Here is a 13,316-nt window from a genome sequence, read left to right as displayed (position 1 = left end):
CATGCCCCACCAGTGCACCAACTGCGGCCATATCTTCCCCGACGGTTCCAAGGAGATGCTTTCGGGGTGTCCTGACTGCGGTGGCAACAAGTTTCAGTTCAAACAGGGCTCTGTCGACGATGCCACCGACGCCCCGGACGCTCCCAGCGACAGCCAACCCGCAGCTGACCGCTCGACCGATAGCCCCGAGACCACCTCGACTGCGCCCGAGTCCCCTGACAAGACCGCAACTGGTGAGTCATCCACCCCTACTCCCGACCCGACTTCCGCACCCGACCCACAAACCGCTGATTCACCCCCTACAACCGCCGATCCAAACACCACTGGGGAGGCTACCGACTCCGCTGTTGCTGACGCCGGCGATGCCGAACTGATGGATTCGACCTCCAGCCAAGACGGTGAATCCCCGGCCCAATCGACCGCCCGATCCGATATCGTTTCCGACGACGAACTCCCGGACGCGCCGCCGTCTGAGCCACAGTCTCCCACCGCTGACGAGCCTCGCGATCCGGCGACCGATCCCGACACCCCAGCCGACGAGACTGCCTCCGAAGGCCTCGATCAACTCCGAAAGGAACTCAACGATCAATTCGAGAGCATCCGCATCGTCAGCCCGGGCCAGTACGAGCTGAATCTGATGGAGCTCTACGATCGCAACGAGTACATCATCTCCCTGCGCGAGGACGGCCGCTATGTTATCGAAGTCCCCGACGGGTGGGGCACTGACGAGCCGAACTAATCGCGCACAGAAACAGTCGGCTGCTACGCCAGCGGTGTCCGCTCGACGACCGTCCCGTCGACAGTCGGATACTGCTCAACGATCTCGCCGTCGCTTACATCACCATCCTCAACCATCTCTTCGAGCAGCCACCACGCCAACTCGACGTGATCCGACTTGACCGTGTAGAACTCTTCGGGAACCCCAAGCTCCTCCAGCCGCGCCTCTGGCTCCCACGTTTTCCCGTAGACGAGCGTCCCGTCGTCGGTGATCTCATCGAACTCACGACCGATAACGCGGGCCATCCGCTTGAGACGGTTGCGGTGCTGGGCGGCGTCCTTGAAGACGCTGGTACAGAAATAGACGCGTTCATGATCGCCCATCGTCTCCAGAATCTCTTCTTTCGATCCCTCAACGGCGGACATGTGGCCGTCCTGCAGTTCGTAGCCTTTCTCCTGCATCCGCCGGTAGTTCCCGTCGCTCATCTCGAACTCGTTGATGTTGCAGAAGTCCGCGGCACCCTCGTCGAGGAATTCGAGGAACTCCTCCTCGGCGCGGATGCCGGGAATCTCGAAAGCGGGTGTCATCCCCTCCTCGCGGGCGATATGGAGGATCTCTTCCCACTCAGTTCCGTGCAGCTCGCCCCACTGCTCGTAGGGTGGGTGGAACCGGATCTCGTCGAGGCCGGCCTCTGAGAGCCGCCGCATGTTCTCGCGGCCGCCCGTGATGCCGGTGTAGAGGTGGGTGTGGTGATCCGCTCCGAACTCATCTTTCAGCATCCGAAGGTAGCGACAGGTCTTCTCCATCGCTTCCTGTGGTTCGCCGCCCGTAATCGAGGTACCCAGCGCGTCCATCCGGTGGGCCTCCTCGATGATGTCCTCGTCGTTCTCAACGAGGCGTTCGTTGGCGTAGACATCGGTGACGTTCTTGCGGTTTTCCCCAAGTGGACAGTAGAAGCAGTCCCGCTGGTCACAGTAGCCGTAGACAAAAAGCACCATCTTCCCGCCTTTGGCACACTGTTCACAGCCTTTGGAGATCATTAGTTATCACGTATATCGCTTCCCGCCACAAAAAGCGTCCGAAACGCCGAGCGCGTAATGAAAAGCGGTGTCACGACCGGTTTCGGTTCTTCGGATCGCCTTGCTTGGCCCGCTGTTTATTCCTTGTCCCGCCCACTACCGGCTATGGATTCCACGCGTCGACGGCTGCTCGCGGGCTCTGGTACCCTCAGTCTCGCCTCGCTGGCCGGCTGTTCCGCCCTCGATTTCGCCCTCGGCAACGGGCCGCTCAGCGCCGAGGCTGACCGCGCTATCGTCGCCGAATCAACGCTTTCGGAGAACCCCTACAGCGAATCACAACAGACCACCGAGACGACCACCCGCACCTTCGAGACTGCGGGCCAGCGCCGCGAGATCGAGGTCACCAACAAGATCAGCGAGTACGACCGCGGGTTTTCGATTCTCGGCCAGGAGTACCGCTGGGCGACGTTTACCGTCCTCTCGACGCCGAAGGTCGAACTCCTCAGTGAGTCGTTCAATCCTGTCGCCGACATGTCGACCGACGATCTCGTCGCCATGATTCAGGATCGCTACGACCAACTCGGAAACGTCGAACGCAACAGCATCCGCTCGGTCGATCATCTCGGCGACGCTATCGAGGTTGTTCGCTACCGTGCCGAGGGACGGTTCACCAAGGCCGGTATCAAACTTGATCTCACGCTTCATACCACCGATGCCGTTCCTGTCGGCGAGGATTTCGTCGTCTGCTTCGGTGTTCATCCCCGCCGGATCGACGACACCGACGCGATCAACGCGCTTCTCGGCGGCGTCGAACACACCGCCTAACCCGTTTGTCTCCCGGCCGCCCTGGTATACCGCCAGAAAAGTCTTAACCGATCGCTCGCGTACCGTCGTATGCATGCTGCTCGTCCTCTGTATCGACCTCGACGACGATGTCGGCCGGAAGACCGACATCGACACCCCGGTCGTCGGCAGCGATGCGGTTCGGGAGGCCGCTATCGCGCTGGCGACAGTCGATCCGGAGGACTCAGATCTCAACGTCATGTTTCAGGGGCTTTCGACATATGACTCCCTGCAGGCCGACGACGAGGCCGTCGAGGTCGCCGTCGTTACCGGCGTCGAGGGCAACGATGTCACCGCCAACCGAACCATCGGCGACGAGATCGACACGGTGCTGGCGGGCCTTCAGACCGGCGAAGAGGTCAGCGCGATCGTCATCACCGACGGTGCTCAGGATGAGTCGGTGATCCCGATCATTCGCTCGCGGATGCCGATCGACGGCGTCCAGCGCGTTGTCGTCCGCCAGGCCCAAAATCTCGAATCGATGTACTACACGATCAAACAGGTGTTGGCCGATCCTGAGACCCGCGGGACGATCCTCGTCCCACTCGGGATTGTCCTCCTCATTTACCCGATGGTCGTCATCGCTGGCGCGTTTGATGTCGCCGGCGCGGTTCTCCTCGGCCTCTTATCGGCACTCTTAGGCCTCTACACGCTGTTCCGCGGGCTTGGCTTGGAGGACAGCATCGACGCGACCGCCGACCGGATCCGCAACGGGCTGTACGCCGGCCGGGCAACGCTGATCACCTATGTCGTCGCTCTCGCGCTTGTCATCGTCGGCGGCGTCCAGGGTGTCTCCGTGATCGAAACCGTCACACCGACCGGCGGCGACACGCCCACGATTGTGACCACAGCGGCAGCCTTCGTTCACGGCTCAGTCCAGTGGTTTGCGGCCGCCGGGATCACCAGTAGCCTCGGCCAGGTCACCGACGAGTATCTCGCCGATCGCTTCCGGTGGCGGTATCTCAACGCGCCTTTTTACGTCGTCGCCATCGCCATCGTCCTTTACGGACTGTCAGGCTTCTTCCTCCCGGATATCGCCGGGATCGCCGCCTTCACGCTCCCGGATCTGGCGATCGCACTCACCGTTGGGACGCTGTTGGGTGTCCTCAGTACGCTCACCTTCGCGGTCGTCGAATCCCGGTATCCGGCCACGCCGGAGCCAGCCTGATCGGCGACCGCTAACTCCCTGCGGCTACTGATCGGCCAGCAGCTCGCTCGCGGTCACGAGCGCATCGAGTTCAAGCTCATGCTCGGCTAGTGTCTCGGCGGCCCCCTCTTCGCGGTCGACGACGACAAGCACCCGATTTACCACCGCGCCGGCCTCGCGCAGTGCTTCGGCGGCCTCGACCGCCGAGGTACCGGTCGTTGCAATATCCTCAAGCACAACGACCTCCTCACCCTCATCAAGCCGTCCTTCGATCCGGTTACCGGTGCCGTACTCCTTGGCCCGCTTGCGGGCGATCACGTAGGGCCGACCGGTTTCGACGGCGGTCACCGCGACCAACGGTACCGCACCGAGAGCGACGCCGGCGAGCTTTGGTTCGTTGATCTCGGCGGCAAAGGCCACCGCAATCAGCTTAAGACAGTGCGTGTCGGTCTCGAAGAGGTATTTGTCGACGTAGTAGTCGCTGGTGCCGCCATGAGAGAGCTCAAACTCGCCGTACTGCACCGCCTCGGCGTCGCGTAAGGCATCGATGAGTGCCTGGTTGGTCATACGCGCATTCGGCCAGCCGTCGGCTTAAACAGGCGGGATACGGGACGGATGCGTCGGTTCGCTGATTGCCGTACAGAAATATAGCGATCCCACATCTTCGACACCTGAACGACGCGCGGATATCGTTGAAATAGCTAAAAACGCGGGGCAAGAATATGAACACCAAAATAGTTTTGTAAGTTGTGTGCACAACTAAATGCATGAGGCGAATCCATCGAACCGGGATTTTGTCCCTGAAATCTCGTTTTGAACCACGGTTGCAGAGCTCGCTGATCGCGCCACGCTGTGCCGCATTATTTACACAAACACACAATATTCGGGGTAACACATGATCCGTAGCGGATTGGTCGCGCTCAAACAGAATCTCATCTATGTCGTCGTTGTGTCGCTGGCGACCGGGCTTGCCTTCGGCCAGATCGCAACCCCCGGCACGAAACAGCTTCTCAAAACGGCGGTCGTGCCGGTGTTGTTCCTGATGATCTACCCGATGATGATCAATATCGACCTCAGGGAGATCCTCCATGTCCGCCGGCACGCGAAACTCGTCGGGGTGAGCCTCCTGTTGAACTTCGGGATCGCCCCGCTGTTAGCCGTTGGCTTGGCACGGGTGTTTTTCGCCGGCAACGTCGGCTACGCCATCGGCCTATACTTCATCGCGTTGATTCCAACCTCGGGGATGACCGCCGCTTGGACCGGGCTGGCTGGCGGTGATCTCGAATCGGCGTTGGTTGCGATGGCGGTCAATCTGCTGGCAGCGATCGCGATCCTCCCGCCGTATCTGTCACTGCTGATCCCCGGCAGTGTCGGCTTCGAGCCGACTGCCCTCTATCGACAACTCGCACAGGTGATCGTGATCCCGATGGTCGCCGGGACGCTCACCCGCTGGGGGCTTCACCGGCGGTATGCGCCACAGGCAGTCAAAGGGTTCAAACCACTCTTTGGCGGCCTCAGCTCTCTCGGCGTCATGCTGATCGTCTTTATCGCGATGACGATGCGGTCGACAGCGATTCTCGCAGATCCGCTTGCCTCGGCCGGTACCATCATTCCGCTTGGTGCCTTCTATGCGATCATCCTGGCCACCGCGGCGGGGATCGGTCGGCTCCTGCTTGACACCGAACGCGGCATCTCGCTGGTGTATGCGACCAGCATGCGTAATCTCTCGATCGCGGTGGCGATCGTTGTCGCCGCCGACAGCCTCCCGACAGCAGCCGTGTTACCGATTGCCCTGGCCTATCTGTTGCAGCCACCGCTCGGGGCTGTCTACATGCATTACCGACGGGATGTCGTCGACGATGGGCGGTCGATCCGCGATGCGGTCGTGAGTCTGGTGTAACGGCCCCCTTGGCGATCGCTCATGGTACTGAACTGGTTACTCGACAGTCGAATCAGCAGCTAGGACGTGCACGTGTCGCACTAACGAGCCATGCACGCGTCGTTCAAACCGCCGTTCGACTGTCCACCCCGCTTCCTGTGCGGCATCGTCCCACGATCTGTCGGCGACGACGACCGCCTGCGGGGCGATCCGGCGCGCTTCCCGTAGCGCGCCGCCAACGAGGTCGCCCAACTCGTGGCGGGCGATCTTTGACTGACGGCCGTAGGGGGCATCGAAGACGACCGCGTCGGCCACATCGTCGACAAGCGGAAGCGCGGTGGCGTCGCCACGGAGTACGCTGATATCGCCGTCGAACTCCTCGCCAGCCGTCTCGCGCAGTGCGGCCAGATTCTCCCGGCTTCCGCGGGCCATTTTCCATTGGGCGTCGATACCGAGTACGTCGCTCCCGACGAGGCCAGCCTCCAACAGCAGTCCGCCCGTGCCACACATCGGATCGACGACCGTGGTTTCCGGGCCGGCCCCTGCGATATTCACAAGCGCGCGGGCGTCCAAGGGAGCCATACTCCCGGGCTGGACAAAGGGGCGGTCTGTGGGTCGTCGCTCGCCGTAGTCCCGCCGGCTCTCGACGGCAAGCCAGCCGACGAGACAGCAGGCGTTGTCGCCGCCGTTCGTCTCGTCCGCGTCGTTCGTACCGCTGCTACCGGCGAACAACACCCGCAGTTCGTGGTCTGGATCGTCGAGATCCACCTCGAAGCCGCGATCGACGAGAACGCCCCCGAGTCGCCGCTCGGTCGCCTGCGTGCTCACACCCGTCTGACTCCGCACGTCACGGGCCCGAACCGCAACCGAGCCCTCGCGGTCGATTTTCGCTGCGCGGAGCGCGACCGCCGCGGCCTCGATGTCGGCGTCGGTTTTCGCAATGAGCTCGCTGGCGGCATGCGTATAGGCGAGCCGCCTGACGCCCTCGGGGTTGACCCCGCGAGCGGTCGCCACCCCGCCGGCAACGACATCGACTGCACTCGCGGCTGCAGCGGCCTCACAGGCCGCAAACGCATCCTCGTCGCCGGCGAGTTCCAGACAGTACACACCTTGTTCCACTCCCAGACCGAGTTTCAGCGTGTCGGTTCTGAGATCCGCAGCCATCGTCCAACCCGGTGTGCTCTTGTCGGCTCGCCCACCACCCGGTGTATGGCACTCCCCGCTGTCGACCTTAGGTGGTGGTTGCTCGCGGTGCTCTGTTATGGCGTCGGCGACTACGCGACGACGGTCGTCGCCGTCCGGCGGTACGCGGTTGTTGAAGCAAATCCTGTTGTCAGTCGACTCCTCTCGCGGCAGCCCGGCCCGATCGGCTTTGCCGTCCTCAAACTCGCCACGCTGGCGGCCACGTTCGCGGGCTATCTCGTCATCGCTGATAGTCCGATCGCGATCGGGATCCCGATCGTTGTCGCGGCTATCGGTGCTCTCGTGACGCTGTCGAACCTGCGGGCGATCATCCGCAGTCGCCGGATCACCGCGAACTCACACTGAGTCAGTTCCAGTTGAAACACTGGGTACCAGTGTTGCCACATATCGCGTCGCCAAACGACAGATTCGACACCCCCCGGGCTCTGTGTACAGCTATGCCGGTGGCTGGATCGTCGGTGTCGGCCCCGCTCGCCCTGCAAGCATCCCCGAGCCCGACGGCTGTCCTTGGGACGGTTGGGCTGTTGGCACTGTTTTTGTCAGTGACGGCCCACCTTGCGGCCCGAAACGTCGTTGGCGACGTCGCCGTCGTCAAAGCACTCGGTGTCGGTGTCGGCCCCGCAATTATCTCGACGGTGACAACGCTTCTGTCGCTGCCGAGCCTCCTCGGTGTGGGGCTCGCCCTCGCGGTCGATGCCGGGGCGATCCACCTGCTCTATCGGCAACCGCGGCGGACGACCGCGCTGATCACCGCGATCCACGCGATCGTGACCGTCATTCTTGGTGCGGTCGTTGGTGGAGCGGTGATCCTCTATCTGAGCGCGCCGGCCTGATCACTGCCGGTGCGGTGCTCCGGCAGCTACTCGACGAGGCGTTCGATCTCGGTGACGAGAATCCCAGTCGCGCCCGCGGCTTTCAGGTCATTGATAACTTCGAAGACCTCGCGTTCGTCGACGACGACGTGCACTGCCAGGTCGTCGCTGCCGGCGACATCCATCACTGTCGGCCCGCCGAGACCGGGGATCACGTCCTTGACCGCTTCCAGATCCTCGTTGGCGACGTTCATCATCAGATACCGCTTGTCGTCGGCCGCCAGCACCGACTCAAAGGCGGTCGTAAGCTGCTGGACTTTGTCGTCGTCGGCCGCGTCGGGCCGGGCGAACAACCGCACCGAACTCTGTAGCACCTCGTCGATGATCGCCAGACGGTTGACCGCGAGCGTCGTTCCCGTGGAGGTGATATCGACGATGGCGTCGGCCATCTCGACGTGCGGCGTCAACTCGGTCGCGCCCGTGACCTCGACGATGTCGGTGTCGATCCCCTGCTCGTCGAAATACTCGCGGGTGATTCTGGGGAACTCGGTGGCAACGGTTTTGCCTGCTAGCTGTTCGGGTTCGCTGATTGTGCCGTCCTCGGGAGCCGCTAAGACGAGCCGGCACTGGCCGAACTCCAGATCGACCAGTTCGTCGAGGTCGGTGCCGGACTCCCGCTCTTGATCGAGGCCGGTGATCCCGACGGCGGCCGCGCCGTCGGCGACGTATTCGGGGATGTCCGCGGCGCGGGCGAACAGCACGGTCACCTCGGGATCGACTGTCTCGGCGTAGAGCTTCCGGTCGGCCCCGTTTTCGATCCGTAACCCGGCGCGTTCGAGTAGTGTCACCGTCGGCTCGTGGAGACGCCCCTTGTTGGGCACGGCGATGCGCATACTCGCTTCTCTCGGTGACAGGGCAACTGTCTTTCCCTCCGCTACGACGATGTTCGAATGAGAATTGGAGCGGAGCAGTAGGTGTAGAAAGCCCTCGGTTCTCTCGACTCCCGGGACTCGCTTCGCTCCTCGTTCGCTCCGCTCAGTGCGGTGCTTGCGTCGTCCGGGTTCGTCGAGAGAACCTCGCCCTTTCAGTCCGCCAGGAAGGCCGGTTGTTTGGCTGGCCGATTCACTCGATTGACTGCTCTTTAGGAACTCCGCCGGCTGTTGGTGTGACCCCGGAGCGGAACCGCTATGGGGTCGTCGGCCAGAATCGAACGCATGACTGCGATCGCCACCCCACTACAGGCCACCATCGACCCGTTGTGGTTCGTCGTCGCCGCAGTCGTGCTGTTTCTGGCGATGGCCGCCCTCGGCCCGCGGGTGTCGCTGTCGCTTCGGGAGACGCGGTCGCCGACGACCGACGAGCAGGCGTCGCTTGACGCGTTGCTCGCGGCAGCCGACCTCGATCCGCCGGCGATCCACATCTCCGAGACGGCCAGCCCGTCGTCGATCAAGATCTCGTTGCACGGCCTGCCGGGTCGCCGCCAGCTGTTGCTTACCGAGGGCGTTCTCGACACCCTCGATGATTCGACAGCGACCGCGCTGCTGACAGCCGAAGCCCAGCGCGGCCGCCTGTTGTATCTCGAATACCGCGCGGTCGCCGCCGCGGCTGTTATCGGCGTCGCCACCGCGATGTTCGGTGGCTTGATCGCGTTTTCAAACGGGCTGTTCGTCATCGCATTCACCGCGCTCGTGCTCTTCTGGTTTGGTCGGCAACTCCAGTTCCGCGCGGATCGGGCGGCTGCCGACCGCGTCGGTGCCGACGCGCTGGCCGACGCCTTCGAGGCGGTCGCCGACCACCGCGGCGTCGATCCCGAGGGGGCGACGTGGCAGACGTATTTCGAGGTGCAGCCGCCGCTCGGCCAGCGGATCGACCGGCTACGCGCCAACGGGTGATCGTCTGCAATAGTGTGGTGTTACTCACCGTTTCCGACGGCTTGCCAGAGTGAGTCCGTCCGCGTGCGGACGCCATCGACGACGAGTTTGAGGACAGCTTGAAACTCGCCCGGCCATGTCCGATCCTCGCCAGGGGTGGCCCCAGCCGGTGGTTGATGAAAGTGATCCCGGTCGTTGTGTTCGTTCGGATGGCGATCCCACCGCTGACACCACGTCCGATCCCGCCAGTCTTCCTGATAATGGATCCTAAAATCGCCGTTCGTGTACCACCGAATATCAAGAAACCGTCGCTCAATCCGTGATGGCGTAGCTTTCGGTATCAGTGTGGCTTCCAGTTCCGTCTGCCCCTCGGCGACGACGATTACTGCGGTCTCGATCTGCGGGGCGGTGTGAAGCCGATCCCGAACGGGTTCGAGGATGCCACGATCAATTTCGGGGACGCTGTCGTCGCCGGTCATTGCCGAACCGGCGGGCTCGAATCGCCCGCCTGGAGGCGTCGGGCCTGCTCGTGTCGCCGGAGTTCTGAGCGCGCTGTTTGCCAGTCGGTCAGTTCCGCGTATGCGGTCTCCGTCGAGATATCATCGGGCGGGGCCAACGCATCTACCTCGGCAGGATCGTCGGCGTCGTACCGCTGTTCGTACGTTTCGATCCGCTCGGTCAGCGACCGTACCTGCGATTGTAGCTCTGCAGCCGGTTTGCTTGCCAACTCGTTGATCCGTCGCCACTCGAAGTACCGGTCGTTGCGCTCGTAGGTCGGCGGCTCGCCGTCGTACTTGGTCACGACGCCGAGCGTCCCAAACCAGTCCAGATACTTCCGTGCGGTCTTGGGATCACAGTCGGCGTCGTCGGCCATCTCCGTGGCCGTCGTCGGCTGCCGCGTCTGGAGGACGGTATCGTACACCCGCTCCTCGGCGGATCGCGCCATATCGAACGGGTTCTCGAACGGTGGTGGCGCGTCCTCAGTGTCGCTCATGACTGATGGTACTGCCCGCGAAGATATAATTCTTTGTCACAGATTTAATTCTATCACCGCTCGATCCCGCCCGATTAAGAGACTCCCACCGTAATCGCCGGTATGAGTGAGACCGCAGCCGACGAGTTCGTGATCGAGGGGGGACACGTCCTCACGCCCGACTTCGAGGCACGCGAGGCCGACGTACTGATCGACCGCGAGGCTGGCGAGGTTCTCGCTGTCGACGACGACCTCGACGCCGCCGAGACGCTCGATGCAACCGACTCGCTGGTGATGCCCGGACTGGTCAACGCCCACACCCACGTCGCCATGACACTGCTCCGCGGCTACGCCGACGACAAACCTCTGGATTCTTGGCTCCAGGAGGACATCTGGCCGGTCGAAGCCGAGTTGACGCCTGAAGATATCCGTGTCGGCACCGAGCTCGGCCTCGTCGAGTTCATCACAAACGGGATCACCGGGTTCGCCGACAGCTACTTCGAAGTGCCCGAGATCGCCGCCGCGACCGAGCAATCCGGCCTCCGCGCGAACCTCTGTCACGCCTTCATCAGCGTCGGCAAAGACGACGAGGCCGCCCGTGCGGACGCCCAGACCGGCCTCGATATCGCCCGCGAGTTCGACGGCGCGGCCGACGGCCGGATCACCACGGCGTTGATGCCACACTCGCTGACGACTGTCGAGACCGAGTATCTGGAGGAGTTCGTTCCCCAAGCACGGGAGGCCGGCGTCCCGCTGCATTTCCATGCCAACGAGACCGGAAACGAGGTCGAGCCAATCGTCGACGACCATGGCGTCCGCCCGCTGGAATACGCTGACGACATCGGGATGCTGACCGACGACGACTTCCTCGCTCACTGCGTTCACGTCGACGAGACCGAAATCGAGCTGCTCGCAGAGACGGGCGCGAGCGTGATCCACTGCCCCGCCTCGAACATGAAACTCGCAAGCGGGATCGCGCCGATTCAGGAGCTACTCGACGCGGGCGTCAATGTCGGCCTCGGCACCGACGGCGCGGCATCGAACAACGATCTTGACCTCTTCGACGAGATCCGCGACGCGGCGATGCTCGGCAAACTCGCCCGCGGCGACGCCCGCGATGTCGCCGCCGAGTCGGCGGTGCGGATGGCGACAGAGGGCAGCGCGTCGGCGATCGGTGTGCCTGTCGGCCAACTCGAAGCCGGCGGCGTCGCCGACATCGCGGTCGTCGATTTCGACGCGCCGCATCTCACGCCGGTTCACGACTTCGTGAGCCACCTCGCCTACGCGGTTCGCGGCTCGGACGTTCGACACACGATCTGTGACGGCGAGGTTCTGATGAAAGACCGCGAGATCCAGACGCTGGACGAAGCCGCCATCCGCGAGCGGGCGAGTGAGCACGCCACCGACCTCGTTGCGCGCGCCGAGTAACCCGCTTTCCCCTATGTCGCCGTCTTCGGTACCGTTTTCACTGTCTGTCACCTTTTGTATCTATGAGCAAATCAGCGTATCCGCCGGTCGCGTCCCACCTTGACGACCCCGAGGACGCGGTAACTGACGGCCGCCGCAAGATGGACTGGGCGCTCCAGCATATGCCCATCCTCCAGTCGCTCCGCGAGGAGTTCGAGGCCAATCAACCACTTGACGGCGAAACGGTCGGGATGGCGATGCACGTCGAAGCCAAAACGGCCAATCTGGTCGAACTGCTCGCGCTCGGCGGTGCGGAAGTGGCGATCACCGGCTGCAACCCGCTGTCGACCCACGACGACGTGAGTGCGGCCCTCGACGCCCACGAGAACATCACCTCCTACGCTGTTCGTGGCGTCGACGACGACGAGTATTACGACGCTATCGACGCTGTCATCGACCACGAGCCGACGATCACCGTCGACGACGGGATGGACATGATCGCCGCGATCCACGAGGATCACCCCGAACTCATCGATTCTATCGTCGGCGGCTGTGAGGAGACGACAACCGGCGTCCACCGACTCCGCGCGATGGACGACGACGGCGCGCTTGAGTACCCGGTCTTCGCGGTCAACGACACGCCGATGAAGACGCTGTTCGACAACGTCCACGGCACCGGCGAGTCCTCGCTGGCGACGATTTCGATGACGACGAACCTCTCGTTTGCGGGCAAAAACGTCGTTGTCGCCGGCTACGGCTACTGCGGCAAGGGTGTCGCCAAGAAGGCCGCCGGCCAGAATGCGAACGTCACCGTCACCGAGGTCGACCCCCGGAAAGCCCTCGAAGCCCACATGGAGGGCTACGACGTGAAACCGATGGAAGCGGCAGCCACCGACGCCGACCTCATTTTGACGACCACCGGCAACCGCGATGTCGTCGTCGACGAGCACTTCGACGTGATGCCCGACGGCGTCCTCCTGGCCAACGCAGGGCACTTTGATATCGAGATCGACCTCGTTGCACTCGAAGAGAAGGCCGTCGACAACTACGAAGCCAGAGACGGTGTCCAAGCCTACGAGCTGCCCGACGGCCGCCGGCTCAATGTGCTCGCCGAGGGGCGACTCGTCAACCTCGCCGCGCCCATCGCGCTCGGCCACCCGGTTGAGGTGATGGATCAGAGCTTCGGTGTGCAGGCGGTCTGTGTCCGCGAACTCACGGCCAACGGCGACACCTACGCGGCCGGCGTCCACGACGTCCCCGACGAGTTGGATCGGGAGATCGCCGAGATCAAACTCGACGCCGAAGGTGTCGATCACGACTCGCTGAGCGACAAGCAGCGTGAGTATCTCGATAGCTGGGATCACGGAACGTGACATCCTCCGCGCCGTGAACGGCGCGGCTTCCCACGCATGGGGAATACCAGTTAGTCGTCGTCACCAGAACC

The 13,316-nt window shown here is 63.1% G+C and carries 15 protein-coding genes; 9 read left to right on the top strand and 6 right to left on the bottom strand.

Features of this window, described 5'->3' with window-relative positions:
* Nucleotide 1 precedes the first annotated feature (1 nt).
* Nucleotides 2-739 (top strand): OapC/ArvC family zinc-ribbon domain-containing protein, encoded by a 738-nt coding sequence (locus tag DP106_RS12640; RefSeq protein ID WP_120085836.1) that lies wholly within the window; start codon nucleotides 2-4, stop codon nucleotides 737-739.
* 23 nt (nucleotides 740-762) lie between these two features.
* Here the strand turns inward: DP106_RS12640 and DP106_RS12635 are convergent, their stop codons facing one another.
* Nucleotides 763-1,758 carry a radical SAM protein gene (locus DP106_RS12635; RefSeq protein WP_120085834.1) on the bottom strand — a complete coding sequence of 332 codons (996 nt, stop codon included), beginning with the start codon at nucleotides 1,756-1,758 and terminating at the stop codon, nucleotides 763-765.
* A gap of 144 nt (nucleotides 1,759-1,902) precedes the next feature.
* On the opposite strand from DP106_RS12635, the gene DP106_RS12630 reads away from it, so the two are divergent.
* Together DP106_RS12630 and DP106_RS12625 are read left to right on the top strand one after the other, a co-directional pair.
* Nucleotides 1,903-2,562, top strand: coding sequence for a DUF6517 family protein (locus tag DP106_RS12630; RefSeq protein ID WP_120085832.1), 660 nt, complete (start codon nucleotides 1,903-1,905; stop codon nucleotides 2,560-2,562).
* 73 nt (nucleotides 2,563-2,635) lie between these two features.
* A complete protein-coding gene (locus DP106_RS12625) occupies nucleotides 2,636-3,748 on the top strand; it encodes a DUF373 family protein (protein WP_120085830.1) in 1,113 nt (370 codons plus the stop codon).
* A 24-nt stretch (nucleotides 3,749-3,772) separates the two neighbouring features.
* Here the strand turns inward: DP106_RS12625 and pyrE are convergent, their stop codons facing one another.
* On the bottom strand, nucleotides 3,773-4,294 hold the full coding sequence (pyrE, locus tag DP106_RS12620) for an orotate phosphoribosyltransferase (RefSeq protein ID WP_120085828.1): 522 nt from the start codon (nucleotides 4,292-4,294) through the stop codon (nucleotides 3,773-3,775).
* A gap of 328 nt (nucleotides 4,295-4,622) precedes the next feature.
* Here pyrE and DP106_RS12615 point away from each other — a divergent pair, with 328 nt between their 5' ends.
* A complete protein-coding gene (locus tag DP106_RS12615) occupies nucleotides 4,623-5,627 on the top strand; it encodes an arsenic resistance protein (protein WP_120085826.1) in 1,005 nt (334 codons plus the stop codon).
* Nucleotides 5,628-5,663: 36 nt separating this feature from the next.
* Here DP106_RS12615 and DP106_RS12610 read toward each other — a convergent pair whose 3' ends face one another.
* Complete coding sequence (locus DP106_RS12610) at nucleotides 5,664-6,704, bottom strand: THUMP domain-containing protein (protein ID WP_240625423.1); 1,041 nt, start codon at nucleotides 6,702-6,704, stop codon at nucleotides 5,664-5,666.
* Between the two features lie 111 nt (nucleotides 6,705-6,815).
* On the opposite strand from DP106_RS12610, the gene DP106_RS12605 reads away from it, so the two are divergent.
* Complete coding sequence (locus tag DP106_RS12605; RefSeq protein ID WP_120085822.1) at nucleotides 6,816-7,154, top strand: DUF5658 family protein; 339 nt, start codon at nucleotides 6,816-6,818, stop codon at nucleotides 7,152-7,154.
* 92 nt (nucleotides 7,155-7,246) lie between these two features.
* Nucleotides 7,247-7,642 carry a DUF7473 family protein gene (locus DP106_RS12600; protein ID WP_120085820.1) on the top strand — a complete coding sequence of 132 codons (396 nt, stop codon included), beginning with the start codon at nucleotides 7,247-7,249 and terminating at the stop codon, nucleotides 7,640-7,642.
* 26 nt (nucleotides 7,643-7,668) lie between these two features.
* Here the strand turns inward: DP106_RS12600 and hisG are convergent, their stop codons facing one another.
* A complete protein-coding gene (hisG, locus tag DP106_RS12595; RefSeq protein ID WP_120085818.1) occupies nucleotides 7,669-8,514 on the bottom strand; it encodes an ATP phosphoribosyltransferase in 846 nt (281 codons plus the stop codon).
* A 321-nt stretch (nucleotides 8,515-8,835) separates the two neighbouring features.
* Here hisG and DP106_RS12590 point away from each other — a divergent pair, with 321 nt between their 5' ends.
* Nucleotides 8,836-9,513 (top strand): M48 family metallopeptidase, encoded by a 678-nt coding sequence (locus DP106_RS12590; protein ID WP_120085817.1) that lies wholly within the window; start codon nucleotides 8,836-8,838, stop codon nucleotides 9,511-9,513.
* A gap of 20 nt (nucleotides 9,514-9,533) precedes the next feature.
* On the opposite strand, the gene DP106_RS12585 is transcribed toward DP106_RS12590, so the two are convergent.
* Both DP106_RS12585 and DP106_RS12580 read right to left on the bottom strand, forming a co-directional pair.
* The gene (locus DP106_RS12585) at nucleotides 9,534-9,971 is read right to left on the bottom strand and encodes a hypothetical protein (RefSeq protein WP_120085815.1); all 438 of its coding nucleotides are present in this window, start codon (nucleotides 9,969-9,971) and stop codon (nucleotides 9,534-9,536) included.
* Nucleotides 9,968-10,486 carry a DUF7342 family protein gene (locus DP106_RS12580; RefSeq protein WP_120085814.1) on the bottom strand — a complete coding sequence of 173 codons (519 nt, stop codon included), beginning with the start codon at nucleotides 10,484-10,486 and terminating at the stop codon, nucleotides 9,968-9,970. The genes DP106_RS12585 and DP106_RS12580 overlap by 4 nt, the downstream gene beginning before the upstream one ends.
* A 102-nt stretch (nucleotides 10,487-10,588) precedes the next feature.
* Here DP106_RS12580 and DP106_RS12575 point away from each other — a divergent pair, with 102 nt between their 5' ends.
* Both DP106_RS12575 and DP106_RS12570 read left to right on the top strand, forming a co-directional pair.
* The gene (locus tag DP106_RS12575) at nucleotides 10,589-11,893 is read left to right on the top strand and encodes an amidohydrolase (protein WP_120085812.1); all 1,305 of its coding nucleotides are present in this window, start codon (nucleotides 10,589-10,591) and stop codon (nucleotides 11,891-11,893) included.
* A 62-nt stretch (nucleotides 11,894-11,955) separates the two neighbouring features.
* A complete protein-coding gene (locus tag DP106_RS12570) occupies nucleotides 11,956-13,245 on the top strand; it encodes an adenosylhomocysteinase (protein ID WP_120085810.1) in 1,290 nt (429 codons plus the stop codon).
* Nucleotides 13,246-13,316 lie beyond the last annotated feature (71 nt).

The sequence above is a fragment of the Halonotius pteroides genome (genome assembly GCF_003605635.1).
GTDB classification, from domain to species: domain Archaea; phylum Halobacteriota; class Halobacteria; order Halobacteriales; family Haloferacaceae; genus Halonotius; species Halonotius pteroides.
This window is presented reverse-complemented; position numbering and strand designations above follow the sequence as displayed.